We start from the raw sequence: 26,222 nt of genomic DNA, 5'->3' as shown, positions 1-26,222 counted from the left end.
TCCGCTCAGCGGTCCGGGCGGGTGGTGCGGGTCAGTTCTTGGTGTTCAGCGTCTTCTCGATCGACGCGTTGGCTTCCTTGCCGGCCGCGGCCGCGTCACCACCGGTCATCACCTTCGTGAGGTACGCCTTGATCGGGTTGTTCTCCTCGACGGAGGCCCAGTTCGGCGAGTTGGGGGTGGCGAAGCCGTTCTTCGCGCCCTCCATCATCGCCGCGCCGCCCGGGTCGGCGGTGACGGCGCTGGCGAGCGTGGTCTTGTTCGGGAGCTGCTTGGTCGCCTGCGCGAGCTTGCTCTGCCACTCGTCGCTGTTGATCAGCTTGATGACGTCGTAGGCCAGGTCCTGGTTCTTCGACGCCTCGGGGACCATCAGGTCGGAACCACCGGTGAGGGTGGCACCGGCCTTGCTCGCGTCCTTGCCCGGGATCGGGAAGAAGCCGAACTTGTCCTTCAGGGCCGGGTTCGACTTGATGATCGTCTCGGCCTCGCCCGGAACGGCGATGAACTGGGCGATCTTGCCGCCGTCGGCCGCGAGGACCTCGGGCTGGGTCTTCTCGTCGCCGTCCTTGGCGGCCTTGCCGAGCGCCTGGAGCTGCTTGTAGAAGCCGGCGGCGGCCACGGCCGGGGCGCCGTCGAGGTTGGCCTTCCACGCGCTGCCGGACTTGGTCGCGATGTCCGCGCCCTCGTCCTTGAGCAGACCCGAGTAGAAGTACCAGTTCTGACCGGGCAGGTAGATGCCCTGCTGGTCGCCGGTGTTGAGGCGGGTGGTGACGTCGAGCCACTCGGCGCGGGTCTTCGGCGGCGTGGTGATGCCGGCCTTCGCGAAGAGGTCCTTGTTGTAGATCACGACACGGTTGGCGGCGTAGAACGGGATGCCGTAGGTCTTGCCGTCGACCTTGCCCGGGTCGGACAGGCCGGTCAGCCAGTCCTTGCCACCGAGCTCGTTGACCTTGGAGCTGAGGTCCTTCAGACCGCCCGAGGCGCCGTACTGGGCGATCTGGGTGTTGCCCGCCTCGACGACGTCGGGGGCGTCGTTGCTGGCGAGGGCGCCGGTGATCTTCTGACCGATACCGTTCCACTGCTGGATCTGCACGTCCAGCTTGGCGCCCGGGTGGTCCGCCTCGAACTTGGTCTTCAGCGCGGCGATGTAGTCGTCGGGGGCGGAGCCCTTCATCAGCCAGACGCGAACGGTCTTGCCGTTGCCCGCAGCCGGCGCGCTCGCGCCCGGTGCCTTGGTTTCGTTCTTGTTGTCATCGCTGCTGCTGTCGGACCCACAGGCGGCAACACCGGTCAGCGCCGCCGCGACACCGGCCGCGACGAGAAGACGACGCTTCACTACATCCTCCTCAGGATGTCGGGCACCGCAGTTCGGTATGAAGTCGTCGATATTCGCCCGTCGGATCCGTGAGGTGCGTGGACCGACCGAGTCCCCCACTGGGGAGGGGACTCGAAATGGGAAAACACCGACGCCCCAGGGACGAGGGTTGCGCGGTGACCATCAATGGTTTAGACCATTTCGGAGGTTGGCATAGACCAATTGGGGTGTCAAGGTTCCGTAGACGGCGAAGGCACGCCGTTATCGGACCGACATCCGCGCTCCTGGTCCTGGGGGGATCGGTGGTCGTGCCACGATGGGGACCGAACGTGTCAGGAGGGCACCGGTGACGGCGGAACACGTGATCACGACCACGGCGGACAGTGCGATGGCGGGAGGCGACGCCGGCCTCGAGCCGAGCGCTCGCGTGCCCAAGTACTACCGCCTCAAGCGCCATCTTCAGGAGCTGACCAACACCCAGCCACCGGGCACGCCCGTGCCACCCGAGCGCACCCTCGCGGCGCAGTTCGACATCTCCCGCACCACGGTGCGCCAAGCGCTTCAGGAGCTGGTCATCGAGGGGCGCCTGGAGCGCGCCCAGGGCCGGGGCACCTTCGTCGCCAAGCCCAAGGTGGCGCAGAGCCTCCAGCTGACCTCGTACACCGAGGACATGCAGGCCCAGGGCCTGGAACCGACCTCGCGACTGATCGAGATCGGCTACATCACCTGCGACGACCACCTCGCGGAGCGGCTCGCCATCCGACCCGGCAACCGCGTGTTGCGGATCGAGCGACTGCGGCTGGCCAACTCCGAGCCGATGGCGATCGAGACCACCCACCTGTCCACCAAGCGCTTCCCCGGGTTGCGCAAGCACCTGGCCAAGCACAACTCGCTGTATCGGGCCCTGTCGGCCGGTTTCGACGTCCATCTCGCCGAGGCCGAGGAGACCATCGAAACCGCGATGGCCACCCCGCGCGAGGCCGGACTGCTCGGTACCGACGTGGGCCTGCCGCTGCTGCTGTTGTCCCGGCACAGCTTCGATACCGACGGCGAACCGGTCGAATGGGTGCGATCCGTCTACCGCGGCGACCGGTACAAGTTCGTCGCCCGCCTGCGCCGCCCCCAGGAATGAGCCGGTGAGCGCGCCGTGAATCCGCCGGCGCTCCCTTCGAGCACATGCGATCGGCCGGACGACCCGGGCCCACCCGGACCGTCCGGCCGATCGCCGGAGGATTGCCGTTCACTCCCACAGCCCGTGCAGAGGGCCGCCGGCGGTGTCACGCGCGGCCCCGCCGGACCATGCGCCCACCACCTCGATCATGCCTCGCCGGCGCGCCCGGCGACCGGGGCCACAGGTCCACAAACGGCGGGCCCAAGGTCCCCCTACTCTGGACCGTCATGAGCGTTCTCGTGGTGACCGGCACCGACACCGGGGTGGGCAAGACGATCGTCACGGCGGCCGTCGCCGCCATTGCCGCGGTGCGCGGCGGCTCCGTCGCGGTGGTCAAGCCCTCGCAGACGGGCGTGGCGCCCGACGAGCCGGGCGACCTCGCCGACGTGCGGCGCCTGGCCGGGGTGACCGACCTGCACGAATACTCCCGCTACCCCGACCCACTCTCCCCCGCCGCCGCCTCCCGGGTCTCCGGTCTGCCGCCGGTGGACCTCTACGGGGTCGCCGACCGGGTCCGCGCACTGGCCAAGGAGACCGACCTCGTGGTGGTCGAGGGCGCGGGCGGCCTGCTCGTGCGCTTCGACGACGACGGCACCACGATCGCCGACCTCGCGCACGAGCTGAGGGCGGGCGTGCTCGTGGTGGCCCGACCCGACCTCGGCACCCTCAACCACACCGCGCTCACCCTGGAGTCGTTGGCCCACCGCGGGGTCGACCTGGTCGGCGTGGTGATCGGCTCCTGGCCGAACGAGCCCGACCTGGCAATGCGCTGCAACGTCCGGGATCTGGAGACGCTGGCCGCCCGACCACTGGCCGGCGTACTGCCCGCGGGCGCCGGTTCGCTGCACCCGGCCGACTTCCTGCTCACGGCCCGAGCGAGTCTGGCCCCCGCCCTGGGGGGTACCTTCGACCCGGCCGCGTTCCGCGCCGCACAGGATCCGACCGCAAGGTGAGCCACATGACGGAATCCCTCGACACCGCCCTCGACGACCGTACGCAGACCGGGACCGACGACATCCTGGCCGTGGCCCGAGACCAGGTCCTGGAGCAGGGTCGCGGCCTGAGCGCCGAGCAGGTGCTGGCCGTACTGACCCTGCCCGACGACCGGCTGGAGGAACTGCTCCAGCTCGCGCACGAGGTGCGGGTCCGGCACTGCGGGCCCGAGGTCGAGGTCGAGGGCATCGTCTCGGTCAAGACCGGCGGCTGCCCCGAGGACTGCCACTTCTGCTCGCAGTCCGGCCTGTTCCCCTCCCCCGTACGGGCCGCCTGGCTCGACATCCCCTCCCTCGTGGAAGCGGCGAAGGAGACCGCCGCGACCGGCGCCACCGAGTTCTGCATCGTGGCCGCGGTGCGCGGCCCGGACGCGCGCCTGATGAAGCAGATGCGCGAGGGCGTCGCGGCGATCCGCGAGGTCGTCGACATCAACATCGCCGCCTCCCTCGGCATGCTCACCCAGGAGCAGGTCGACGAGCTGGCCGACATGGGCATCCACCGCTACAACCACAACCTGGAGACGGCGAAGTCGTACTTCACCAACGTGGTCACCACCCACACGTGGGAGGAGCGCTGGGACACCCTGCGGATGGTGCGCGCGGCGGGCATGGAGGTGTGCTGCGGCGGCATCGTCGGCATGGGCGAGTCGGTCGAGCAGCGCGCCGAGTTCGCCGGCCAGCTGGCCGAGCTGGAGCCGGACGAGGTACCGCTGAACTTCCTCAACCCGCGCCCGGGCACCCCGTTCGCCGACCAGAAGGTGCTGGAGCCGCGCGAGGCGCTGCGGATCATCGGCGCCTTCCGGCTCGCGCTGCCCCGGACCATCCTGCGCTACGCGGGTGGCCGCGAGATCGCGCTCGGCGACCTCGGCACGCGCGACGGCCTGCTCGGCGGGATCAACGCGGTGATCGTCGGCAACTACCTCACCACCCTGGGCCGCACCGCCGACGCCGACCTGGCCCTGCTCGACGAACTGAGCATGCCGGTCAAGGCGCTCAACCAGACCCTGTAGCCCCATCGCCCCGCCCGCGGCCCCCGCTCCGACCCGGGGGCCGCCGGCGCCGGCCCCTCTACTGCCCGTCGGGCGCGCGCGGATAGGTTTCCCCCGGCATACGAGGGTGGCGGCGTCTACGGCGACGGAGGCCGGGCATGCGCGCACGACGAGGGGCCGGGGGCCGGGGACCCGCGAGCGGGACGGTCGAGGGGCACGGCGGGGCGCTTGCGGTCGCCGCCGCCCGGGCACACGGGATCGACACCATGTTCACCCTGTCGGGAGGCCACGTCTTCCCGCTCTACGACGGCGCGGTCGGCGCGGAGCCGGCGCTGCGGGTGATCGACGTACGACACGAGCAGACCGCCGTGTTCGCCGCCGAGGCGACCGCCAAGCTCACCCGCCGACCGGGCTTGGCCGTGCTCACCGCGGGCCCCGGCGTCACCAACGGGGTCAGCGCGGTGGCCACCGCTTGGTTCAACGGCTCGCCGATGCTGGTCCTGGGCGGCAGGGCGCCCGCGTTCCGCTGGGGCTCGGGCGCGCTCCAGGAACTCGACCACCCCCCGCTGCTCGCGTCGATCACCAAACGCGCGGCCACCGTGCACGACACCGACCGGATCGCCACCGAGGTGGACGCCGCGCTGGTCCTGGCGAACAGCCCGCACCGCGGCCCGGTCTTCCTGGACGTGCCGATGGACGTGCTCTACGACCGGGCCGAGGTGACGCTGCCCGCCGCCGCGCGGCCCGCGCCCGTACTGCCCGACCCGGACCTGATCGCGGTGATCGCCGACCTGCTGGTGCGCGCCGCCCGCCCGGTCCTGGTGCTCGGCCAGGACGTGTGGATCGGCGGCGCCGAACACGCCGCCCGCCGGGCCGCCGAGACGATCGGCCTGCCGGTGGTGGCCAACGGCATGGGCCGGGGCGTATTGCCCGCCGGCCACCCGCTGCTCGCCGGTCGGGCCCGGGTCGGCGCGCTCGGCGGCGCCGACCTGGTCCTGGTGGCGGGCGCGCCGCTGGACTTCCGGCTGTCCTACGGCGGCTTCGGCGGGCAGGGCGGCGGGCCGCCCGCCCGGGTGGTGCACCTGGCCGACGCGCCGCCCGAGGCGACCTCGCACGGGCACTGCGCGGTACGCGCCTGCGGCGACCTGAGCGCCCTGTTCGACGCGCTCACCGCGGCGTGGGAGCGGGTCGGCCGGGTCGGCATGTACCGCGACTGGGCCGCCCACGTGCGCGCTGCGGCCCGTACCGCCGCGCAGTCCGACGCGCCGCTGCTGGGCAGCGCCGGCCGGCCGATCCATCCCGCGCGCGTGCACGGCGAACTGCTGCGCCTGCTCGACGAGGACGCGGTGGTGATCGGCGACGGCGGCGACTTCGTGTCCTACGCGGGCAAGTACATCGAGCCCGCGCGTCCGGGCGGCTGGCTGGACGCGGGCCCCTACGGCTGCCTGGGCACCGGCCTGGGCTACGCGCTCGGCGCCCGACTGGCCCGGCCCTCGGCGCAGGTGGTGCTGCTGCTCGGGGACGGCGCGGCGGGCTTTTCGCTGATGGACGTGGACACCCTGGTCCGGCATCGGCTGCCGGTGGTGCTGATCGTCGGCAACAACGGGTGCTGGGCCCTGGAGAAGCACCCGATGCGGATGCTCTACGGCCACCACGTGGCCGCCGACCTGGCGCCGAGCACCCGCTACGACGACGTGGTGCGGGCGCTGGGCGGCGCGGGCGAGACGGTCGCCCGGCCCGAGCAGATCGCCCCCGCACTGCGGCGCGCGTTCGCCTCCGGGGTGCCCTATCTGGTGAACGTGCTCACCGATCCGGAGGCGGTCTACCCACGCTCGACCATGGGTGTGTGATTCGCCGCGTAAACTGGACGGCTATGAATCCCCCTGGCTCCGCCGCCGCGGCCCGACCCCACGACCATCACCCCGCGCCGACCGGCGTCCGCATCCGCCAGGCCCGTCCGGAGGAGTACGAGGCGGTCGGCGAGGTGACCATCGCCGGCTACGCGGGCCTGGTCGCCTCCGACCAGGACTACGTCAACGACCTGCGCAAGGCCGCGCACCGCGCGGAGAACTCCGAACTGCTCGTGGCCGTGGACGAGCACACCGGCGAGATCCTGGGCACCGTCGCGTTCGTCCTGCCCGGCAGCCCCTACGCGGAGGTCTCCCGCGAGGGCGAGGGCGAGTTCCGGATGCTCGCGGTCACCCCGGCCGCGCGCGGGCGCGGCATCGGCGAGGCGCTCGTCGAGGCGTGCCTGGAGCGCGCCCGCAAGTACCACTTCACCGCCGTGGCGATCTCCACCGTGTGGGACATGCGCGCCGCGCACCGGCTCTACGGCCGCATGGGCTTCCATCGCGCGCCCGAGCGGGACTGGTGGCCGGTGCCCGAGGTGGAGCTGATCTGCTACCTCAAGGACCTGCGCGAGACCCCGCAGGGCTGACCGCGGCCGGCCGTCACGGCCGGGGTGTCCGGTCGGGCCGCTGCGGCCCGGGCCGTAATCTACGGCCGTGACCACCATTGCAGCCTTCTGCGACCACTGCGGCGAGCAGCTTGCCGGCGCCGCGCACGACGACTGTGTGCGGCGCCGCGAACTCGAGCCGCCGCGCTACTGCGGACAGTGCCGGCGGCGGATGACCGTACAGGTGACCCCGCGCGGTTGGACCGCCAAGTGCGTAGAACACGGAGTACTCACCGCGATCTGACCAACCCATCACGACCCGACGGACGTCCGCCCCGATCCCACGGTGCGCACGTCGCCCCGCCCGGCACCCACCGCAGCCCAACCGGGACTCGCCCCGGTCCCACCGGTACCCACGTCGGTCCGGCGGGTGCGCCTCGGTCCGTTGCCCGACGCCCATCGCGGCCCGGCCGGGACTCGTCTCGGTCCGACACGTGTCCGGCCCGTCCGGCAGTGCGCGCCTCGATCCGCCGCGCCCGTCGCGGTCCGAACGGCAGCCACTCGGTCCGACCGGTGTCCGGCCCGATCCGGCGGGTGCACCTCGATCCGACCGACGCACATCGCGGTTCGGCCAGGGCTCGTCTCGCTCCGGACGGGGGCCATCGCGGCTCCGCTTGCGCACTCGGCCAAAGGCCCCGGCACTCGGCCGGAGGCCCCCGCGCTCAGCCGGCCCGTTCGAGTACCTGCGCCAGTGCCTCGACCACCCGCGGGTCGTAGGCCCCGGCGGCGTCCGCGCGCAGTCGGGCGAACACCTCGCGCCGCGTGCCGAGGTCGTCGGCGGACGCGAGCAGGTCGTCGTAGGCGTTGGCCACCTTGATGATCCGACTGGCCAGCGGCGGCGGCGTGGCGCTCTCGTCGCGGTACGGATCGGCCTGCGCGGCCACGATGGTCGCCACCCGGTCCAGGACGCCGCTCTCCCGGATCACCTCCGCGCCCAGCCGGGCGATCCGACGCTGTTCGGCCACGGGCAGGTCGAGCGTGGTCCCGCCGGGCACCGGGTCGGCCAGCGCCAACTGCCCGATGTCGTGCATCCGCGCCGCGTAGGCCAGTTCGCGCAGTTCCACCTCGCCCAACCCCAGGTCCACCCCGACTGCGTGGGCCAACTCGCCCACCCGGGCCGCGTGTCCGGGCGAGCCGCACCCCGCCGCCTCGGGCAGCCGGGACAGCGCGTCGACGGTCTGCCGGTGCACCTGCCCGATCGCGGCGCAGCGCCGGAAGGACAGCAGCACCAGCAGCGACGGCACGCAGAACACCGGCACCGCCCACAGCCCCAGCGCGCCGGTGGACAGCGCGATCAGCATCCCGGTGGCGCCCACGGCGGTGCCGATCCCGGCCGGCCCGCCCGGCGCCCGGCCGCCGTCCCCGCCGTCCGCCCCGATCCGCTCGCGGGTGCCCGGGCCCGCGCCGAGCGCCCGCAGTTCGGCCGGCAGTGCGGGACTAAACGGACCGCCGACCCGGACCATGGCCACCACCACCGCGTCGCACAGCGCGGTCAGCAGCACCACCACGACCAGGAACGTGCCGTACGCCCAGCCGCGCGCCATCACCGGATCGAGCCCGCCCGCCGCGTACAGCGGCCGGAACAGCGTCGCGGCGAACGCCGCCGCGAGCAGGCGCCGGGCCACGTACGCGGGATCCGGCGCCCGCCCGCGCGCCACGTGCGGCAGCGTGCCCGCGAGCAGCGCGACGCCGACCACCGCAACCACCTGGAGCACGCCGTGCCGGGACACCGTGCCGTGCACGTCCGGCAGCAGGGCGTAGGCCAGCGCGCCGGCCGCGCCCAGTGGAGCGCTCTCCCGGCTGCCGGGCAGCGTCACCCGGGCCGCCTCGCCGACCGCGATCACCACGCCGAACACCAGCGCGTACCAGGGCTGCACCACGCCCCGGGCCGCGGTGCCGGCCACCGCGGCCACCGCCGCGAGCGCGCCCAGCCCGAGCACGAGCGTGCCGGTATGCGCCCGCAGCCGCGCGGCCGGACCGCCCGGCGCACGCCGGACCCGGGTCACCGCGATCACGATCCGCCACCGACCCGCTCGCGCGCCACCGAATGGGTGTCCGGGGCCCCGTCCCGGCATGCCTCCGAGGAACTGTCCGCCGAGGGGATCTCCGGCCGGCTCTCCGCACGCGGTTTCCCGCGCGGCGCGGGCACCCGGTCCCGCACCTCCCCCTCCGGCCAGCCGTGTCGGTCCAGCGCCTCGGCCAACGCCTCGACCATCCGCGGGTCGAACTGGGTCCCGCTGCATCGGCGCAGCTCGGCCATCGCCGCCTCGGCGCCGCGCGCGGGCCGATACGACCGGGTCGAGGTCATCGAGTCGAACGCGTCCGCGACCGCGATCACCCGGGCGAACTCGGGGATTTCGGCGCCGGTCAGACCCGCCGGGTAACCGCGTCCGTCCATACGTTCGTGGTGGTGCAGGATGCCCGCGCGCGCCTCGCCGAGGAAGGTCAGGTCGGCCACCATCGCGGCACCGGTCACCGGGTGCCGCTGCATCTCGCGCACCTCGTCGGGGTCCAGCCGCCCCGGCTTGGTCAACACCCGGGTGGACACCCCCAGTTTGCCGACATCGTGCAGGATCCCCGCGTAGCGCAGGCAGAGCACCCGGTCCTCGCGCATGCCGAGCCGACGGCCGATCAACACCGAGGCACGGGCCACCCGTTCGCTGTGGCCGCGGGTGTAGCCGTCCTTGATCTCCACCGCCCGCACCAGGGTGCGCACCGTCGCCTCGTGCGCGGCCCGCTCGCAGGCCAACTGCATGTAGGCCCAGAAGGCCACATATAGCGGGAGCAGCACCAACACGGCGGCGAACACGCCCAGTCGCTGCTGCCACAACACCGCCATCATCAGCGCTATCGGCACCGAGCCCAGCCGCCAGCCGGCCGAACGCACGAACACCTCGCGCAGCACCTGCGGTCGCACGGCGCCCTCGGCCACACCGACCGCGACGGTGTCGAACAGTCCGCTCACCAGGTAGAGCGCCACCCCCGCCGCGGCCGGCGGCACCAGGGCCTCGGGCAGCTCGCCGGCGGACGGATACCGTGATCCGTCCAGGAGTTCGTACACCCCGGCGGCCACCGCGACGGCGAGCACCAGGTGGGCGGCGTGGGCAACCCGAGTGACCATGGTCGCGGTGCGCGACCGCGCGATCAGTACGCCGGGCACCACGACGGCCGCGGCGGGCCCGGCGGGCAGCAGCAGCACCCCCGCGCACACCAGCGGGAAGAGCACCCCGTCGGGGGCGCCGCACAGACCGCCGAGGCGGGCGCGGGCGACGGCTCCGAAGACGACGAACAGCACCGCCAGCGCGCCCAGTCGATCGGTTTCGGCGCCGGTCCACGGAAGCAGGACGAGCGCGGACACGGACCCGCCCACCACGATCCCGACGTGGATCCGGGCGCTCGGCGGCAGCGTGCGCATGCGACTCCTCGACTGGTCGCTCGGACCACCGAGAATAGGCCGCCCCGGGAACGACGGAGGGGCGCATGCCCGGTTTGTCCCGACCATGCGCCCCATTTTTAGCCCGATGGAGTCAGTGGATCCGCGCGCCTCGACAGCCTGTTCGAGCCGGCGATCCGGTGCCTCCGGAGCACCCTCGGGTCAACGACCCGGTCGCTCCATCTCGATCGAGGACTCCTCGACCGAGACCCGCTGGGCGTCCACTTCGACGCGCACCAGCTTGATCCGCTCCAACACCTTGTTGCGCAGCTCCGAGGGAACCTCGTCGCGGCCGCAACAGCGGTGCACCAGCTCCTTCACCTGCTGCTCGAGGCCGTACTTGTCCAGACACGGCGAGCACTCGTCGAGGTGGGTGCGGATGCTGGTGCAGTCCGCGTCGGCCAACTCGTTGTCGATGTACTCGTACAGGTGCCCGAGGATCTCGGAGCAGTCCACCTCGTGGTGGTCACCGCAGCTCATGAGTCCGAGCCTTTCCGGTCGGTGCCTGCGGGGACGAGGCCGCGCTCGCGGGCGTAGTCGGCCAGCAGATCGCGAAGCTGGCGACGCCCGCGGTGCAGGCGCGACATCACGGTCCCGATGGGAGTACCCATGATGTCCGCGATCTCCTTGTACGCGAAACCCTCGACGTCGGCGAGGTACACCGCGATCCGGAACTCCTCCGGAATGGCCTGGAGGGCCGTCTTCACGTCGGAGTCGGGCAGGTGATCGAGTGCCTGCGCCTCGGCCGAGCGCAGTCCGGTGGACATGTGCGACTCGGCGCGGTGCAGCTGCCAGTCCTCGATTTCCTCCGCATGCGATTCCAGCGGCTGCCGCTGCTTCTTGCGATAGGAATTGATGAAGGTGTTGGTCAGGATGCGATACAGCCAGGCCTTGAGGTTGGTGCCCTCTTTGAACTGGTGGAACGATGCGTACGCCTTCGCGAACGTCTCCTGGACCAGGTCCTCGGCATCGGCCGGGTTGCGGGTCATCCGCAGCGCCGCCGAGTACAACTGATCGAGGAACGGCAGGGCGTCCCGCTCGAACCGCGCGTCTTGCTGCTCCAAGGTCTCCGTTACGAGACCCACCTCCTTCAGGCCAGGAGTCGACGATATCGCCCGAGGCTGATCGGTGCCCGCACCCCACTCGGGCCAGGCGAGAAACGGTGCCTCGTTTCGGACAACCGAACCGGCGGCCTTGAGCATGGGAGCGACCTCCACTCGTCGACGCTTGACAGTGGTGGGAACACGTCGCCGCAGCGGATCATTCCCGGGTGCTCGGCACCGTCAACCAATCGCCCACACCGGCCGTGATCAGCGCCAACGCCGCTTCCTGAGTGATCTCGGCGCGCTTCGGTACGGCGAATCCGTGGTCCGCGAAGGGCACCGGGAGCACGGTCGGACCGTCCTTCGGAAACTCGTTCGGCGCACCGAACGTGTCCCGTTCGCCCTGCACCACCAGGGTGGGCACGCCCGCCCCGAGCAGTTCAGCCAAGCGCGAACGCTCCGGTCGACCGGGCGGATGCAGCGGGAAGGCGAGCGCCACCACGCCGGCCACCCCGGTCTTTGCCGCGGTGCGGCAGGCCACCCGGGCGCCGGCACTGCGACCGGACCCGAACACGGGCAGCGCCTCGGCCGTGTTGCGCCGGGCGATCTCCTCCAGCACCGGAAGCCAGCCCGCGTCCAACGTCTTGGGCGCCGGCGCGAGCCGGCGTCCGGCGACCCGCCACGGCTGCTCGACCAGGGCCACGTGCACCCCGCGCGCGGGCAGCGCGGCGGCGAGCGCCGCCAGGTCGCGCGCCTCGATCCCGCCGCCCGCGCCGTGGCTCGCCACGAACCAGGCACGCGCCGCGACGGTCGCCCGGCGCAGCGTCACCCGCGCGGTGCCGGGCGGCGTGGCCACCTCGAACACCTCGGGCACGGCGACCGCCGCGGGGCCGGCCGGTTCAAAAGAGCGTCGCGTCAACGGTGACCTCGTCCGGGGGAATCGCGTCGAGCAGGTGGGGCGCGTTGTTGCGCACGTTGTTCACGTCCGTGGAGACCGGATGCGCCGTCATGAACCCGGCGGGCGGCGGCACGAGCAGCCCGCGTATCTCCTCCGGCTCGGTCCAGGCCGGGTCCAGCCACCCGTCCCACTTGTCCCGGGTCAGCACCAGCGGCATCCGCGGGTGGATCCGGGCCAGCTCGGGCTCGGCGTCCAGGGTCAGGATCGTGCACGTCCACAACCACGCGAGCGGGTCGTCCTCGGCCCGCCCGCGGTCGCGCCACCACTCGTACAACCCGGCGAAGGCGACCTCGGTGCCGTCGGCCGCGTGGATCCAGTACGGCTGCTTGCGCGAGCCGCCCTTGGGGCCGTCGGGCGCGGTCTCCGGCGTGTGCCACTCGAAGTAGCCGTCGGCCGGCAGCAGGCACCGCCGCGCGGCGAACGCCTTCCGATACGCCGGCTTCTCGTGCACCGTCTCGGAGCGGGCGTTGATCATCTTGGCGCCCATGCCGGGATCCTTGGCCCAGGACGGCACCAGGCCCCACTTGACCGACCGCAGCTGCCGGGTGGGCGCGCCGCCGGACTCCACCGGGCGCTCCAGGACCGCGTACACCTGCTTGGTCGGGGCGATGTTCCAGTCCGGCGGAAGCTCGTCCGCGGGATCGAAACGATCGACCTCGAACATCTCGACGAGGTCGTCGGGGCTCTTGCTGGACGCATAACGGCCACACATGGCGTCCAGAGTGCCACGTACCGAAACGAAATCGGGGGCGGGGCGGCAACGCACTAGGCTTGGTTCGTGATGTCTGCGCTGTGGTCCGCCCCTGTTGCCTCCGCTCCCGTGACCGCCACCGTCGAGGTGCCCGGGTCCAAGTCGGTGACCAATCGCGCCCTCGTGCTGGCCGCGCTGGCCGGTGGGCCGGGGTATGTGCGCCGTCCGCTGCGCAGCCGGGACACGCTGCTGATGGCGGCCGGACTGCGCGCGCTCGGCGTGGTGATCGAGGACCGCGGCGACGACTGGTACGTACTGCCCGGGCGGCTGGCCGGCCCGGCCGTGGTGGACTGCGGCAACGCCGGCACGGTGATGCGCTTCCTGCCGCCGGTGGCCGCGCTCGCCGCGGGGCCGGTGCGCTTCGACGGCGACCCGCGCTCCTACGAGCGCCCGCTCGACGGGGTGATCAACGCGCTGCGCGACCTGGGCACCCGGATCGACGACGAGGGCGAGGCCCGGCTGCCGATGACGGTGCTGGGCGGCGGCGGGGTCGAGGGCGGCGTGGTGCACATCGACGCGTCCTCCTCGTCCCAGTTCGTCAGCGCGCTGCTGCTGTCCGGGCCGCGCTTCAACCTCGGCGTCGAGGTCCGGCACACCGGCACCTCGGTGCCCTCGATGACGCACATCGCGATGACCGTGGACATGCTGCGCGCGGCCGGCGCGCGCGTCGACGACGGCGAGCCGAACGTGTGGCGGGTCGCCCCGGGCGCGCTGCTCGGCCGCGACATGGTGGTCGAGCCGGACCTGTCCAACGCCGGCCCGTTCCTGGCCGCCGCGCTGGTCACCGGCGGTTCGGTGACCGTGCGCGACTGGCCCGAGCACACCACGCAGCCCGGCGACCGGCTGCGCTCGATCTTCACCGCGATGGGCGGCTCGTGCCGGCGCACCCCGGCGGGGCTGACCCTGACCGGCGGCGGCGCGGTGCACGGCATCGAGGCCGACCTGCACGACGTCGGCGAGTTGACCCCGGTGATCGCGGCGGTGGCGGCGCTGGCCGACGGCCCCAGCCGGCTGACCGGCGTGGCCCACCTGCGGCTGCACGAGACCGACCGGCTGGCCGCGCTGGTCAAGGAGATCAACGACCTCGGCGGCGACGTGAACGAGATCGACGACGGCCTGGAGATCCGGCCGCGCGCGCTGCACGGCGGGGTGTTCCACACCTACGACGACCATCGGCTGGCCACCGCCGCGGCGGTGCTCGGCCTGCTCGTCCCGGGGGTGGAGGTGGAGAACGTGGCCACCACCGCGAAGACCCTGCCCGACTTCACCGGCATGTGGACGCGCATGCTGAGCGCGCGCCGCGGCTGAGAGGCCGGAAACGATGGCGGGACTCGGCTCCAACCGACGCAGGGACCTCGACGAGGACGACATCCGGATCCGTCCGGGCAAGCACGGCTCACGCCCGCGCACCCGGACCCGGCCCAAGCACGAGGACGCCCGCGAGGGCCGGGTGCTGACCGTCGACCGGGGCCGCTACACCTGCCTCCTGGAGGACGAGGACGCGCCCGACCGCTCGATCACCGCGATGAAGGCCCGCGAACTGGGCCGCAAGGGCGTCGTGGTCGGCGACCGGGTCGCCATCGTCGGCGACCTCAGCGGCGGGGAGGGCTCGCTGGCCCGGATCGTCCGGGTCGAGGAGCGCCGCAGCACGCTGCGCCGCACCGCCGACGACGACGACCCGTACGAGCGGATCATCGTGGCCAACGCCGACCAGCTCGCGATCGTCACCGCGCTGGCCGACCCCGAGCCGCGCCCGCGCCTGATCGACCGCTGCCTGGTCGCCGCCTACGACGCGGGCCTGGAACCGCTGCTGGTGCTGACCAAGGCCGATCTCGCCTCCCCCGACCCGCTGTTGGCGATGTACGGCGCCCTCGGCGTGGAGCACGTGGTCACCAAGAGCGAGTCCGCGTGGGACCTGGACCCGATCCGGGCCCGGCTGGCCGGCAAGGTCACCGTCTTCGTCGGGCACAGCGGCGTCGGAAAGACCACCCTGGTCAACGAGTTGGTGCCGGATCACCGGCGCGCCACCGGTCACGTCAACGAGGTGACCGGGCGCGGGCGGCACACCACCACCTCGGCGTTGAGCCTGCGGCTGCCCCCGTTCGCGGGCGACACGAGCGCTCCGGGCGCCGACCGGGGCTGGGTGGTCGACACCCCCGGCGTGCGCTCGTTCGGCCTCAACCACGTCGACCTCGGGCGGGTGATCAACGCCTTCCCCGACCTCGCGGCGGGCACCGAGGGCTGCCCGCGCGCCTGTTCGCACGACGAGCCCGACTGCGGGCTCGACGCGTGGGTCGAGGCCGGTCACGCGGACCCGGCCCGGCTCTACTCGCTGCGCCGGCTGCTGCGCACCCGCGAGCGCGACGAGGGCGACTGACACCCGCCGGCCGGGGGCGCACCGGGCCGGGCCCGCGCGGTCAGCGCAGCGGACCGCTGCTGTTCTTCACCGTGTCGTGCCACACCGCCTTGGAGCCCGACTCGCCCACCCGCACCACCTGCACCACCGCGAGCACCGCGGCGGCGAGGGTCAGCACGGCCACGATCGGCACCACGATGGGCGGTATCGTCCGCGGCCGGAAGGTGGCGGCGGCCCGGTGCCGGGCGACCAGGAGCAGCACCAGCGTGACGCCGAGCAGGCCGAGGGTGTACCAGAGCATGTCCGAGCCCCGGTCCACGTGCGTCTGCACGGCGGCGGCGCGTTGGCCGTCGGAGAGCCGGTCGAGCCGGGCGAGCAGCTTCTCGCCGCTCTCCTTGGCCACGAAGCAGGTCAGCGCGGCGACCGCATCCAGCCCGACCACCCACCAGCCGAAGCGCAGCAACCAGGGCCGCTTGGCCGCCACGAGCACGCTCGCGATCGCCGCCGCCGGCACGATGACCACCGCCAAGTGCACGACCAGGACGTGAACGGGCAGGCCGGAGACGGTGTCGAACATGAAGCGGTTCTCCTGAACGGTCGGGGATCGCGGGGAAATCGCGGGGCGGGTGGGGGCACTCGGGGGAAGGTATCGACCCTCGCACAGATCAACGGCTCCCAGACTGCCCGGGTTCAGCCCCCGTCGAACACCCGCCCCGCCGGGCCGGTCACCGACCGCACAGGGGGGACAGCCCTACCCCGGGTTCGGGTGACCGCCGGATGCCGGCCCCGGGACGCTCGCTCATACAGTTTGGGCAGCTTCGGATCACCTGTCGGGGAGAGTGTCATGAAAAGGCCGCTTCGGACGTCTTTGATCTTCTTCGGTGGGCTGTTCGCCATCGGAGGGATCCTGATGGCCGCGTGGACCGGGCTCACGCTGCTCTCCAGCCACGACGTTCGCGACCACCGCACCTTCACGCTGACCGCCGGTGACCTGATCATCGACACGGACGACGGCGGGGTCACCATCGAACCGGGCGCGCCGGGCACGATCAGCGTGGATCGCAAGGTCACGCACAGCATCCGCGGCGCGGACCCGACCTGGAGCCTGGTCGGCAACCGGCTCAAGCTGCGGCTGAACTGCTCGGGCTTCATGAACGTGGACTGTGACGGGTCCTACCGGATCCGGATTCCGCTCGACATCCCGCTGGAGGTGTCCTCGGACAACGGCGCCATCAACGCCATCGGACTGCGGCAGAACATGAAGTTCGGCACCGACAACGGGCACATCGACGTCACCGAAAGCACCGGGAACCTGACGTTGACCACCGACAACGGCGGCATCACCACGTCGCGGGTGCGCGCCGACACGATCACCGCCACCTCCGACAACGGCGGAATGCGGCTGCGTATGGACACCGCGCCGACAAAGGTGAAGGTGAAGACCGACAATGGCGGCGTGCACGTCACCGTGCCCGGCGACGAGAACACGTACCGGGTGAGCGCCAAGTCCGGCAACGGCGGCATCGACAACGAACTCGGCGACGATCCCCGGGCGACCCGCTCGATCGACATCCGCACCGACAACGGCGGCATCACCGTCGACCGCGCTGCGGCGCGCTGAGCCGGGGGTCGCGGATGTCCGACGCGGGGACATCCGCGACCCGCCCCGGTCCTCGCCGGCGGCGGATCAGACCACGAACGATCCGCCCGTGCGCCAGTACACCCCGCCCTCGCGGCCCAGAAAGCCCTCGTCCACGAGGTGTCTGCGCAGCGCGGCGTGGTCGTCCATGAAGCGGCGCAGGGTCTCCACGATCTCCGCCTCCTCGTAGCGCACGCCGGGTTCGAAGCTGCCGGCGATGTGGTCGAGCACGACCAGGCGCTTGGCCCGCTGTACGGGCAACTGCCGGACCCGGCCGCGCGCGAGGTAGGTCCGCAACACGGCCGCCTCGGCGGGGCCCCGGTCGGCGAACGCGTCGTCGGGCTCCTCGCCGATCCCCGCCGCCGCCTGGGCCAGCGCCTCGGGACACGCGTGCCACCCGTCGCCGGCCCGCGCGGCCAGACCCACCGACTCGAACCGGGTCAGCACCTTGATCGTGTCCCGCAGCGGCAGGCCGGCCCGATCGGCGATGTCGGAGCTGAGACGAGCCTCCAGGACCAGTGCGGCGAACACCTTCAATCGGGCGTCGTCGGCGAGGAGACGGAGCAGTTCCGCAGGTTCGTCGGCCGGACCCATGTCCCCAGGGTAGGACGTGGCGCCCCGGCCGGGACGGGTTGACCGAACAGGATCACCCGGATGCGTGTGCGGCTCAGTCGCCGCGTACGCCCAGCTCGTCGATGTGCGCCAGCATGTCGCCGGGCTCGTCGTAGACCCGGAAGGCATGCGCGCGCTCCAGCTCGTCGGCGCCGTAGCCGCCGGAGAGCAGGCCCACGCCGAGCGAGCCGGCGCGGCGGGCGGCGAGCAGGTCCCAGATGCTGTCACCGACCACCACGCACTGGGCGGGGTCGACGCCGAGCTTGGCGGCGCCGGCCAGGAACAGGTCGGGGTCGGGCTTGGCCCGCGCGACCTCGTCGCGGGTGACCATCGGCAGGTCCGCAGGCGCGCCGAGCTTGGCCAGCATCGGCTCGGCCCCGGCCCGCCGGCCGCTGGTGGCGATGGTCCACGGGATGCCCACCTCGGTGAGGTGGCGCAGCAGTTCGGGGGCACCGGGCAGCGGCTCCACGAACGGCACCCGGGCGGCGTAGTGGCGCCCGTGCGCGTCGGTCAGCGCCTCGACCTGTTCGGGCGACAGGTCGATCCCCGTCTCGCGCTGGATGCCCCGGACGAACAGGCCGCCGCTCATCCCGATCTTGCGGTGGATCCGCCACATGGCCAGGTCGATGCCGGCCTCGCCGAGCGCTTCCTGCCACGACATGACGTGGTGGTAGACGCTGTCGACGAGGGTCCCGTCGAGGTCGAAGACGAAAGCCGGCGGACGGGAACGCACAAGATCGGTCATGCCGGAAATCTAGCCCGTAGCCGGCCGCCGGGGCCGTCCGCACCGCATCCCGGACACCCGGCGCGCCGTGCGGTGCCGGGCGCGCCGGGTCACTTGCGAGTGGCCTGCCCGGTCGCGGACTTGCTCGGCACCGGCGGCGGGGTGCCCGGCTTGGCCGGTATCGCGGGCCCGGTCCTGGTCTGGGTGGGAATGGCCGCCGCGGGCGCGGCCGGGGTGCCGAGCCGGCTGCGCAGCCGCTGGCGGCGTCGACCGAGCGAGCGGGTCGCGGCCGGACTGGCCCGGCGCACCTCCTCGGGCAGCGCGAACCATACCTCCACCACCGCCAGCGCCTGCGGGCGCTCGCCGGCCCGCTCCAGCAGGTCGGCCGCGCGCTCGTAGGTCCAGGCGGTGCGCATCTCGGCGCCGACGCCGTGCAACAGCGTGGCCAACTCGCGCAGTTCCTCGCGGTCGAAACGCTCGGCGAGCGCGGTGCCCTCCAGCGTCCACCCGTCCAGACTTCGACGCGGTTGCACCAGCCCCGGTCCCGGTACGGGCTCCCTGCCGTGTGTTGCCCTGCGCCCGACCCCGAACAGTGCCATCGCGGTCCCGCACCCCCTCCGCCGTCGACTCGTACCCGTAACACGCGCCCGACCGATGAACGGTTGTCGACTGTCGCCGTTCGCGCTTCCTTTCTGCATAACGAGCGTACGAGGCCACGGCGACGGCGCGTAAGTGTGTCCGTGGGCGCGGGGCGCGCGGACCCGCCGACGGTCGCCGGTACTGTTCGTGTCATGCCCGGCTATGACGACGACCTGCGCTTCGCCCACGTCCTCGCGGACGCCGCCGACGCGACCACCATGGACCGCTTCAAGGCGCTCGACCTGCGGGTCGAGACGAAGCCGGACATGACTCCGGTGAGCGACGCGGACAAGGCCGCCGAGGAGATCATCCGGCACCAACTCGGCCGCGGGCGCCCGCGCGACGCGGTGCTCGGCGAGGAGTTCGGCTCGTCCGGACACGGTCCCAGGCGCTGGGTGATCGACCCGATCGACGGCACCAAGAACTTCGTCCGGGGCGTCCCGGTGTGGGCCACCCTGATCGCGCTGATGGACGGCGACGAGTCGGTCATGGGCGTGGTCTCCGCGCCGGCCCTGGGTCGGCGCTGGTGGGCCGCCAAGGGCGCGGGCGCGTGGACCGGGCGCAGCCTGTCCCAGGCGTCCCGCTGCCGGGTGTCGCAGGTGGCGGCGATCGAGGACGCGTCGTTCGCGTACTCCAGCATGGGCGGCTGGGAGGACCGCGGTCGCATGGACGACTTCCTGGACCTGACCCGGGCCTGCTGGCGGACCCGCGCCTACGGCGACTTCTGGTCGTACATGCTGGTCGCCGAGGGCGCGGTGGACATGTGTGCGGAGCCCGAGGTCAACCTGTGGGACCTCGCGCCGCTGGCGGCGATCGTCGAGGAGGCGGGCGGCCGGTTCACCTCGCTCGACGGCTCCCCCGGCCCGGCGGGCGGCACCGCCGCCGCGTCCAACGGCCTGCTGCACGAGGAGCTGCTGGCCCGGTTGGGCGATCCGCACGAGGGATTCTGAGCACGCGGATCGCGCTACTCCCTTCGAGTGACTTGCCCGCTATACCTTCCGTTGACCTTCCCGGGCATGTGACCATGTGAAAACAAGGCTTGTGAACTTGTGAATTCTTTCTCGAGCACTCACCCGCCCTGTCCCCACGCCCCGACGGAGGTGGTGTCACATGTTCGTCCGCGACGGCATGAGCACGATCGTTTTGACCATCGGCCCGGCCCACACCCTGCGCGCCGCCGCGCGCCTGATGTCCGCCCGCCAGATCGGCGCGGCGGTGGTGATCGACCCCGAGACGTCCGGCCTGGGCATCCTGACCGAGCGCGACATCCTGATGTCGATCGGCGCCGGCCAAAATCCCGACACCGAGTTCGCCGGTGACCACCTCACCTCGAATGTCGTCTTCGCGACCCCCTCGTGGTCGCTGGCCGACGCGGCGGCGGCGATGACCCGCGGCGGTTTCCGGCATCTGATCGTGCTCGACGACGGCGACGTGCTGGGGATCATCTCGGTCCGTGACATCGTCCGCTGCCAGATCCACGAGGCACAGCGCACCGAGGAATTGGTGGGTTGACCCCGGCGGGCGCCCGTTGCGCGCCCGCGTCCCGCCCCCGGTCCGGGCGTGCGAAACGCCGCCCGGTACCGACTCGTGGTCCGGGTACCGGGCGGCGCGCTCATCGGGGGTGGATCGCCGTCAGGCGCGCAACTCCTTCACGGCTGCCGCGATCCGGTCCCCGTAATCCCGGTCGGCGGCCCGGAAGTGGCCCACCACCCGGTCGACGATGTCGTCCCGGGAGACCTTGGCCAGGAACCCGGCGAGGTTGGCCACCAGGCGGGCCTGCTCGTCCGCCGTCATCAGCCGGTACAGGTCGCCGGCCTGTACGTAGTCGTCGTCCTGCGCGTGCAACGGGGCCGGGTGGGTGCCGGTGGGGCCGGACACCTCGGTCGACGCCCACAGCGGCGCGGCGCTCTCGTACGGGCCGCCGAAGCTGTTCGGCTCGTAGTTCTTGGCCCGACCGCCCGGGTTGGTCGCCATGTACCCGTCCCGCCCGTGGTTGCGGGCGGTCGCGGCGTGCGGCGCGTTGACCGGGAGCTGCGTGTGGTTGACGCCGAGGCGGTAGCGGTGCGCGTCGGCGTAGGCGAACAGCCGTCCCTGAAGCATCTTGTCCGGGCTCGGCCCGATCCCGGGCACGAAGTTGGCCGGGTTGAACGCGGCCTGCTCGACCTCGGCGAACACGTTGTCGGGGTTGCGGTCGAGGGTCAGTCGGCCGACCTCGATCAGCGGATGGTCGGCGTGCGACCACACCTTGGTCAGGTCGAACGGGTTGAACCGGTAGGTCGCGGCCTCGGCCACCGGCATGATCTGCACCTTCAGCGTCCACGACGGGCTCACCCCGGCGTCGATCGCGTTCACCAGGTCCCGCTGGTGCGAGTCGGGGTCGGCCCCGGCCAGTTCGGCGGCGGCCTCGGCGGTCAGGTTCCGGATGCCCTGGTCGGTCTTGAAGTGGTACTTGACCCAGAACGCCTCGCCCTCGGCGTTGACCCACTGGTAGGTGTGCGAGCCGAAGCCGTCCATGTGCCGGTAGGACGCGGGGATGCCGCGATCCCCGAACAGCCAGGTGACCTGATGGATGGCCTCCGGCGAGTGCGACCAGAAGTCCCAGACGTTGTCCGCCTCCTGGCTGCCGGTGTACGGGTCGCGCTTCTGCGTGTGGATGAAGTCCGGGAACTTCAGCGGGTCCTTGATGAAGAAGATCGGCGTGTTGTTGCCGACGAGGTCGTAATTGCCCTCCTCGGTATAGAACTTCACCGCGAACCCGCGCGGATCGCGCACCGCGTCGGCGGCGCCGAGGTTGCCGGCCACGGTGGAGAAGCGGGCGAACACCTCGGTACGGCGGCCGGGTTCGGCCAGGAAGTGCGCCTTGGTGAACCGGGACACGTCCGCCGTCACCTCGAACCGGCCGTACGCGCCGGACCCGCGTGCGTGCACCACCCGCTCCGGGATGCGCTCGCGGTTGAACCGGGCCAACTTCTCCAGCAGGTACTGGTCCTGGATCAGCAGCGGCCCGCCGGGACCCGCGGTCTGGCTGTTCTGGTTGTCGGCCACCGGAGCGCCGGATTCGGTGGTGAGGGCCTGCGGCTGCTGCGACATGGTTCGTGACTCCCCTGGTGTTGCTGCTGTCGTCCGGGTCCCCAACCTAGAGCCAGTTTTAGACTTTGTCCAGAACAATATTTAGACCAGATCCAACCAAAGACCTATACCATTCCACCATGAGCAACCTCCAGGAACGACTACGCGAGCGGGGTTGGCGCCTGACCGCACAGCGCCGGGTGGTGGCCGAGGTCCTCACCGGCGACCACGTCCACCTGACCGCCGACGAGGTGCACACGCGCGCGTCCCGGCAACTCCCCGAGATCAGCAGGGCAACCGTCTACAACACCCTCAACGACCTGGTAGCCCTGGGCGAGATCCGCGAGGTCGGCACCAACGCCCGAGCCAAGCGCTACGACCCCAACGCCCACCGCCCACACCACCACCTGATCTGCACCGAATGCGGCACCATCCGAGACATAAACCCACCGATCACCCCAGCCCCCACCCTCACGGAAGCCGAAAGCCTCGGCTTCACCATCACCAAGACCGAAATCACCTTCCGCGGCCTATGCCCAACCTGCACCAGCCACCCCAGCACTCGAGCACCCAGCCCGTCCGACGCCTGAGGACACCCGAAACAACCACCTGCCCACTCAGGCACCCCACACCAGCCCGTCCGGCACCTGAGAACACCCGAAACGCCCGCTTGCCCACTCAGGCCCCCAACCCAGCCCGTCCGGCACCTGAGAACACCCGAAACGCCCGCTTGCCCACTCAGGCCCCCAACCCAGCCCGTCCGGCGCTTGAGGACACCCGAAACAGCCACCTGCCCACACAGGCACCCGAAACCAGCCCGCCCGGCACCTGAGGACACCCGAAACAGCCACCTGCCCACTCAGGCCCCCAACCCAGCCCGTCCGGCGCTTGAGGACACCCGAAACAGCCACCTGCCCACTCAGGCACCCGAAACCAGCCCGTCCGGCGCTTGAGGACACCCGAAACAGCCACCTGCCCACTCGGGCGCCCACACCAGCCCGTCCGGCGCTTGAGGACCCGCGTCAGCTCGCCAGCGACTCCGCCCGCAACGCGTCCAGCAGCCGCTGCGCCTTCGCCGCGACCTCCGCAGGACCATGCGCCACCGCCGGCCCACACCAGTGCTCCGCATCGGCCAGATCCCCGCGCCGCAACGCCAGCACCACCAGCCGCAACGCCGCCCGCCCGTGCCCACCCCGCGCGGCCACCGTCAACCACGGCTCCGCGCCGTCGGAATCCCCGTGCCGCAGGTGCAGCAGCGCCAGGTTCCACGCCCCCGACACACTGCCCGCCTCGGCCGCGACCCGGAACCGCCGCGCCGCCGCCTTGTCCTCACCCCGCCGCGCACACAGCACCCCACACCGCAGCGCCGCGGTCACATGCCCCGCGTCCGCCGCCACCGTGTACCAGCGCTCCGCCTGCTCCACCGCCCCCGCGTCCGCCAGCATCGCCCCGAGCCGGAACGCCGCCGTGGGCCGCTCCGCCCGCGCCGCCGTCTCGTACGCGCGCGCCGCCCCCTCGGCATCCCCCCGCCGCTCCAGCAACAGCCCCATCTGCAAAGCAGCATCCGGGTGCCCGGCGGCCGCGGCACGGCTCCAGCACACCTCGGCGGCGTCGTCGAGACCACCGCGCGCGTGCAGGATGCCCAGGTTGTACGAACCGTCCACGCTGCCCGCCTCGGCGGCCCGCGCGAACCATATCCGCGCCTCCTCGTCGTCCCCGCGCTCGAGCAACATCCCGGCCAGCGCGTTGGCCGCGTCCCCGTGCCCCGCGTAGGCCGCCATCCGGAACCACCGCTCGGCGCCCGACGCGTCCTCGTGCTCCGCGTGCAACAGCCCCAGATTGAAGGCCCCGTTGCACTCGCCCGCCGCCGCCGCCCGCTCGTACCACCGCGCGGCCTCGCTCGAACTCCCCCGGGACGCGAACCACGCACCCAGCGCATTGGCCGCCGTGCCGTCGCCGGCGTCCGCCGCGACCTGCCACCACCGCACCGCGCCCTCGACGTCCCCCGCGTCCTGCAGCAGGAACCCGAGCGCCCGGGCCCCCTCGGCGTCGCCCTCCTCGGCCGCCAGCCGATACCACCCGATCGCCTCGGCGGTGTCCCCCGCCCGCTCCAGCGAGGTCGCGAGCCGTACCGCCGCCCGCACGTGCCCGCACGAAGCCGCGCGCAGGAACCACGTGGACGCCGCACGTTCGTCGTCCCGCTCCTGCCCCATCCGCCCGAGCCGGTAGGCCGCCTCCGGATGCCCCGCCTCGGCCGCGCGCCGATACCACCGCTCCGCCCCGGGGCGCCCGGTCAACTCGAAGAACTCGCCCAGCGTGAGCGCGGCCCGCACATGCCCCGACTCGGCCGCGTTGCGCAGCCAGTAGACGCCCTGCCCGGACAGGTCGTGATACGCGCCCACGTCGGCGCCCACACCCGCGCTCGCCCGCGCCGCGTCGGCCTGGTCCAGCAGCAGCGCGCCGAGCGAGTAGGCGGCGATCCGACTGCCCGCCTCGGCCGCCCGGTGCCACCACAACGACGCGGCGTCGTCCCGCCCCTGACGGTGCATCAGCACGCCGAGGTTGGTCGCCGCGCCGCGATGCCCCGCCTCGGCGGCCCGACGCAGCAACTCGGCCGCCTCGTCCGCCCCTTCCGCCTCGTCGCGTTCGAGCAACATCAGGGCGAGGCTGTTGGCGGCGGAGGGGCTGCGCGCGGCCCGCTCGCGATAACGCCGTTCGAGTTCGGCCGATTCGTGCCGATCCAGCGCCTCGTGGCCCTCGACGCTGCCCCCGGGACCACGCCGGCGCGGCCGGAACGGCACCAGGACCGCGTATTCGTCGGGATGCGCCGGAGACGTCGCGGCCGCTGCCCGCCCCCGGTCCAAGACCACCGTGTCGGGGCCCTCGGGCACGGTTTCGAAGACGTCGGGCTCCGGCGGTGGGTGCTCCCCCCGCCGTCCGCGATGTCCCTTCCACGCCCCCATGTGTCCATCGTGGCATCTCGGGCCACATCCATGCAGTCGCGATTCGGCAACAGCCGGCCCCACCCGGCGACGAATCCTCGGCGAACACCCGGTGTCCGAGGGCATGCACGAAGGGCCCGGCCGCAATGGCCGGGCCCTTCGATGTGGTAGCGGGGACAGGATTTGAACCTGCGACCTCTGGGTTATGAGCCCAGCGAGCTACCGAGCTGCTCCACCCCGCGTCGGTGAACACAACCTTACGGCAGCCCCGACCGGGCAGGCAAATCCCTTCCCGGCCGACCCCGAACCGCCCGCCGCCCCGCGTGGCACGCGTCACTCGTGGGTGTCGCGGCCGAATTCAGACCATGGAGTGAACCCGACTCACCCCGCCTCGACCCCGGACCGCTTCCCCTTTGGTCCCAATTACCCCTGGTTGCCCGGGAGTTCGATTGCGCCACAACCGGATTGTCGGCCATCGCCGGACACGATCCGGTCTCGGCACGGGGCGGGAAGCCGTCACGGGGCGCCTCCGATGGGGTACGGTCTGCGTCGTGGTCATATCAGGAATGGACCATCCGAGCATGCCGCGCCGAGTCCCGGTTCCGCCGATGGACGCAGGCCGAAGTGGCATGGGCGAGCGCCTCGAACGGCACCTCGCCCTCATCGGCCGTGCCTCCGTCCAGGAGACGGCGAACAGCGCCGAATCGGCCGCCATAATCCAGAGCCTGGTCCCGCGTGCCGAACAACGCGGCACACACCGTCTGGCGCGCGTCACCCTGATGGCACCGCTGCGCGCCAAGCGCCGCCGCCAGATCGCGCTCTAGACCGCCACGCCCTCAGCCCGTGCGCCACCCCCGGCTCCCCGAGCCGGGGCACCAAGCACAAACCAGCAAGCACAAGCGCACAACGCGAGAGGCCCGGTTCCTGAGAACCGGGCCTCTCGCGTTTCACCGAGTAGCGGGGACAGGATTTGAACCTGCGACCTCTGGGTTATGAGCCCAGCGAGCTACCGAACTGCTCCACCCCGCGATGCGTTGTGTCCCGAGCTTACGTGACCCGGAGCCGCACACCAAATCGATAACACGACGGGCCCGCCCCCGAAGGAGACGGGCCCGTCGCGGCGCTCACCCAACCACG

General features: G+C 72.2%; 26 protein-coding genes and 2 tRNA genes. 13 read left to right on the top strand and 15 right to left on the bottom strand.

Features of this window, described 5'->3' with window-relative positions; translation table 11 throughout:
• Positions 1-31: 31 nt before the first annotated feature.
• The gene (locus tag ACFXKZ_RS00340; RefSeq protein ID WP_379994790.1) at positions 32-1,333 is read right to left on the bottom strand and encodes an extracellular solute-binding protein; all 1,302 of its coding nucleotides are present in this window, start codon (positions 1,331-1,333) and stop codon (positions 32-34) included.
• 367 nt (positions 1,334-1,700) lie between these two features.
• Here ACFXKZ_RS00340 and ACFXKZ_RS00335 point away from each other — a divergent pair, with 367 nt between their 5' ends.
• The 6 genes from ACFXKZ_RS00335 (at position 1,701) to ACFXKZ_RS00310 (ending at position 7,163) form a co-directional block, all read left to right on the top strand.
• Positions 1,701-2,444: a GntR family transcriptional regulator gene (locus ACFXKZ_RS00335; RefSeq protein WP_126637595.1), complete on the top strand. Its 744-nt coding sequence runs from the start codon at positions 1,701-1,703 to the stop codon at positions 2,442-2,444.
• 266 nt (positions 2,445-2,710) lie between these two features.
• Complete coding sequence (bioD, locus tag ACFXKZ_RS00330; RefSeq protein ID WP_379994788.1) at positions 2,711-3,436, top strand: dethiobiotin synthase; 726 nt, start codon at positions 2,711-2,713, stop codon at positions 3,434-3,436.
• Positions 3,437-3,441: 5 nt separating this feature from the next.
• The gene (gene bioB / locus ACFXKZ_RS00325; protein WP_379994786.1) at positions 3,442-4,485 is read left to right on the top strand and encodes a biotin synthase BioB; all 1,044 of its coding nucleotides are present in this window, start codon (positions 3,442-3,444) and stop codon (positions 4,483-4,485) included.
• Between the two features lie 137 nt (positions 4,486-4,622).
• The gene (locus ACFXKZ_RS00320; protein WP_379994784.1) at positions 4,623-6,314 is read left to right on the top strand and encodes an acetolactate synthase; all 1,692 of its coding nucleotides are present in this window, start codon (positions 4,623-4,625) and stop codon (positions 6,312-6,314) included.
• A gap of 23 nt (positions 6,315-6,337) precedes the next feature.
• Complete coding sequence (locus tag ACFXKZ_RS00315) at positions 6,338-6,901, top strand: GNAT family N-acetyltransferase (RefSeq protein ID WP_379994782.1); 564 nt, start codon at positions 6,338-6,340, stop codon at positions 6,899-6,901.
• A gap of 67 nt (positions 6,902-6,968) precedes the next feature.
• Entirely contained in the window at positions 6,969-7,163 is a 195-nt protein-coding gene (locus ACFXKZ_RS00310) for a hypothetical protein (protein ID WP_379994780.1), read from the top strand.
• Between the two features lie 418 nt (positions 7,164-7,581).
• Here ACFXKZ_RS00310 and ACFXKZ_RS00305 read toward each other — a convergent pair whose 3' ends face one another.
• The 6 genes from ACFXKZ_RS00305 to ACFXKZ_RS00280 form a co-directional block, all read right to left on the bottom strand.
• Positions 7,582-8,934, bottom strand: a complete 1,353-nt coding sequence (locus ACFXKZ_RS00305; protein ID WP_379994778.1) for an HD-GYP domain-containing protein — start codon at positions 8,932-8,934, stop codon at positions 7,582-7,584.
• Entirely contained in the window at positions 8,931-10,334 is a 1,404-nt protein-coding gene (locus tag ACFXKZ_RS00300) for an HD-GYP domain-containing protein (protein WP_379994776.1), read from the bottom strand. Before ACFXKZ_RS00300 ends, ACFXKZ_RS00305 begins: the two co-directional genes overlap by 4 nt.
• A gap of 180 nt (positions 10,335-10,514) precedes the next feature.
• On the bottom strand, positions 10,515-10,832 hold the full coding sequence (gene rsrA / locus ACFXKZ_RS00295) for a mycothiol system anti-sigma-R factor (protein ID WP_379994774.1): 318 nt from the start codon (positions 10,830-10,832) through the stop codon (positions 10,515-10,517).
• Positions 10,829-11,554, bottom strand: a complete 726-nt coding sequence (locus tag ACFXKZ_RS00290) for a sigma-70 family RNA polymerase sigma factor (RefSeq protein ID WP_235618548.1) — start codon at positions 11,552-11,554, stop codon at positions 10,829-10,831. Before ACFXKZ_RS00290 ends, rsrA begins: the two co-directional genes overlap by 4 nt.
• A 58-nt stretch (positions 11,555-11,612) precedes the next feature.
• On the bottom strand, positions 11,613-12,269 hold the full coding sequence (locus tag ACFXKZ_RS00285) for an alpha/beta family hydrolase (RefSeq protein ID WP_379994772.1): 657 nt from the start codon (positions 12,267-12,269) through the stop codon (positions 11,613-11,615).
• A gap of 25 nt (positions 12,270-12,294) precedes the next feature.
• Positions 12,295-13,065 (bottom strand): SOS response-associated peptidase, encoded by a 771-nt coding sequence (locus tag ACFXKZ_RS00280; RefSeq protein WP_078975508.1) that lies wholly within the window; start codon positions 13,063-13,065, stop codon positions 12,295-12,297.
• A 69-nt stretch (positions 13,066-13,134) separates the two neighbouring features.
• Here ACFXKZ_RS00280 and aroA point away from each other — a divergent pair, with 69 nt between their 5' ends.
• The gene (aroA, locus tag ACFXKZ_RS00275) at positions 13,135-14,412 is read left to right on the top strand and encodes a 3-phosphoshikimate 1-carboxyvinyltransferase (protein ID WP_379997232.1); all 1,278 of its coding nucleotides are present in this window, start codon (positions 13,135-13,137) and stop codon (positions 14,410-14,412) included.
• Between the two features lie 13 nt (positions 14,413-14,425).
• Positions 14,426-15,481 carry a ribosome small subunit-dependent GTPase A gene (gene rsgA, locus ACFXKZ_RS00270; RefSeq protein WP_379994769.1) on the top strand — a complete coding sequence of 352 codons (1,056 nt, stop codon included), beginning with the start codon at positions 14,426-14,428 and terminating at the stop codon, positions 15,479-15,481.
• Between the two features lie 40 nt (positions 15,482-15,521).
• Here rsgA and ACFXKZ_RS00265 read toward each other — a convergent pair whose 3' ends face one another.
• A complete protein-coding gene (locus ACFXKZ_RS00265; RefSeq protein ID WP_379994767.1) occupies positions 15,522-16,037 on the bottom strand; it encodes a DUF2231 domain-containing protein in 516 nt (171 codons plus the stop codon).
• Between the two features lie 267 nt (positions 16,038-16,304).
• On the opposite strand from ACFXKZ_RS00265, the gene ACFXKZ_RS00260 reads away from it, so the two are divergent.
• Positions 16,305-17,081 carry a DUF4097 family beta strand repeat-containing protein gene (locus ACFXKZ_RS00260; protein WP_379994765.1) on the top strand — a complete coding sequence of 259 codons (777 nt, stop codon included), beginning with the start codon at positions 16,305-16,307 and terminating at the stop codon, positions 17,079-17,081.
• Positions 17,082-17,147: 66 nt separating this feature from the next.
• On the opposite strand, the gene ACFXKZ_RS00255 is transcribed toward ACFXKZ_RS00260, so the two are convergent.
• The 3 genes from ACFXKZ_RS00255 to ACFXKZ_RS00245 form a co-directional block, all read right to left on the bottom strand.
• Complete coding sequence (locus ACFXKZ_RS00255) at positions 17,148-17,693, bottom strand: DUF2087 domain-containing protein (protein ID WP_379994763.1); 546 nt, start codon at positions 17,691-17,693, stop codon at positions 17,148-17,150.
• Between the two features lie 73 nt (positions 17,694-17,766).
• Positions 17,767-18,456, bottom strand: a complete 690-nt coding sequence (locus tag ACFXKZ_RS00250) for an HAD family hydrolase (protein WP_379994761.1) — start codon at positions 18,454-18,456, stop codon at positions 17,767-17,769.
• A gap of 89 nt (positions 18,457-18,545) precedes the next feature.
• Positions 18,546-18,968, bottom strand: coding sequence for a hypothetical protein (locus tag ACFXKZ_RS00245; protein ID WP_379994759.1), 423 nt, complete (start codon positions 18,966-18,968; stop codon positions 18,546-18,548).
• A gap of 258 nt (positions 18,969-19,226) precedes the next feature.
• Here ACFXKZ_RS00245 and hisN point away from each other — a divergent pair, with 258 nt between their 5' ends.
• Both hisN and ACFXKZ_RS00235 read left to right on the top strand, forming a co-directional pair.
• A complete protein-coding gene (hisN, locus tag ACFXKZ_RS00240) occupies positions 19,227-20,024 on the top strand; it encodes a histidinol-phosphatase (protein WP_379994757.1) in 798 nt (265 codons plus the stop codon).
• A 160-nt stretch (positions 20,025-20,184) separates the two neighbouring features.
• Complete coding sequence (locus tag ACFXKZ_RS00235; RefSeq protein ID WP_379994755.1) at positions 20,185-20,586, top strand: cyclic nucleotide-binding/CBS domain-containing protein; 402 nt, start codon at positions 20,185-20,187, stop codon at positions 20,584-20,586.
• Positions 20,587-20,706: 120 nt separating this feature from the next.
• Here the strand turns inward: ACFXKZ_RS00235 and ACFXKZ_RS00230 are convergent, their stop codons facing one another.
• Positions 20,707-22,164, bottom strand: coding sequence for a catalase (locus ACFXKZ_RS00230; protein ID WP_379994753.1), 1,458 nt, complete (start codon positions 22,162-22,164; stop codon positions 20,707-20,709).
• 119 nt (positions 22,165-22,283) lie between these two features.
• Here ACFXKZ_RS00230 and ACFXKZ_RS00225 point away from each other — a divergent pair, with 119 nt between their 5' ends.
• Entirely contained in the window at positions 22,284-22,733 is a 450-nt protein-coding gene (locus tag ACFXKZ_RS00225) for a Fur family transcriptional regulator (protein WP_379994751.1), read from the top strand.
• Positions 22,734-23,165: 432 nt separating this feature from the next.
• On the opposite strand, the gene ACFXKZ_RS00220 is transcribed toward ACFXKZ_RS00225, so the two are convergent.
• Together ACFXKZ_RS00220 and ACFXKZ_RS00215 are read right to left on the bottom strand one after the other, a co-directional pair.
• Complete coding sequence (locus tag ACFXKZ_RS00220) at positions 23,166-25,106, bottom strand: sel1 repeat family protein (RefSeq protein WP_379994749.1); 1,941 nt, start codon at positions 25,104-25,106, stop codon at positions 23,166-23,168.
• A gap of 144 nt (positions 25,107-25,250) precedes the next feature.
• Positions 25,251-25,327 (bottom strand) — tRNA-Met (locus tag ACFXKZ_RS00215).
• 366 nt (positions 25,328-25,693) lie between these two features.
• On the opposite strand from ACFXKZ_RS00215, the gene ACFXKZ_RS00210 reads away from it, so the two are divergent.
• The gene (locus ACFXKZ_RS00210) at positions 25,694-25,909 is read left to right on the top strand and encodes a hypothetical protein (protein WP_379994747.1); all 216 of its coding nucleotides are present in this window, start codon (positions 25,694-25,696) and stop codon (positions 25,907-25,909) included.
• A gap of 131 nt (positions 25,910-26,040) precedes the next feature.
• Here ACFXKZ_RS00210 and ACFXKZ_RS00205 read toward each other — a convergent pair.
• Positions 26,041-26,114: transfer RNA gene (locus tag ACFXKZ_RS00205), tRNA-Met, on the bottom strand.
• Positions 26,115-26,222 lie beyond the last annotated feature (108 nt).

Source organism: Embleya sp. NPDC059237, assembly GCF_042754105.1.
Taxonomy (GTDB): domain Bacteria; phylum Actinomycetota; class Actinomycetes; order Streptomycetales; family Streptomycetaceae; genus Embleya.
This window is presented reverse-complemented; position numbering and strand designations above follow the sequence as displayed.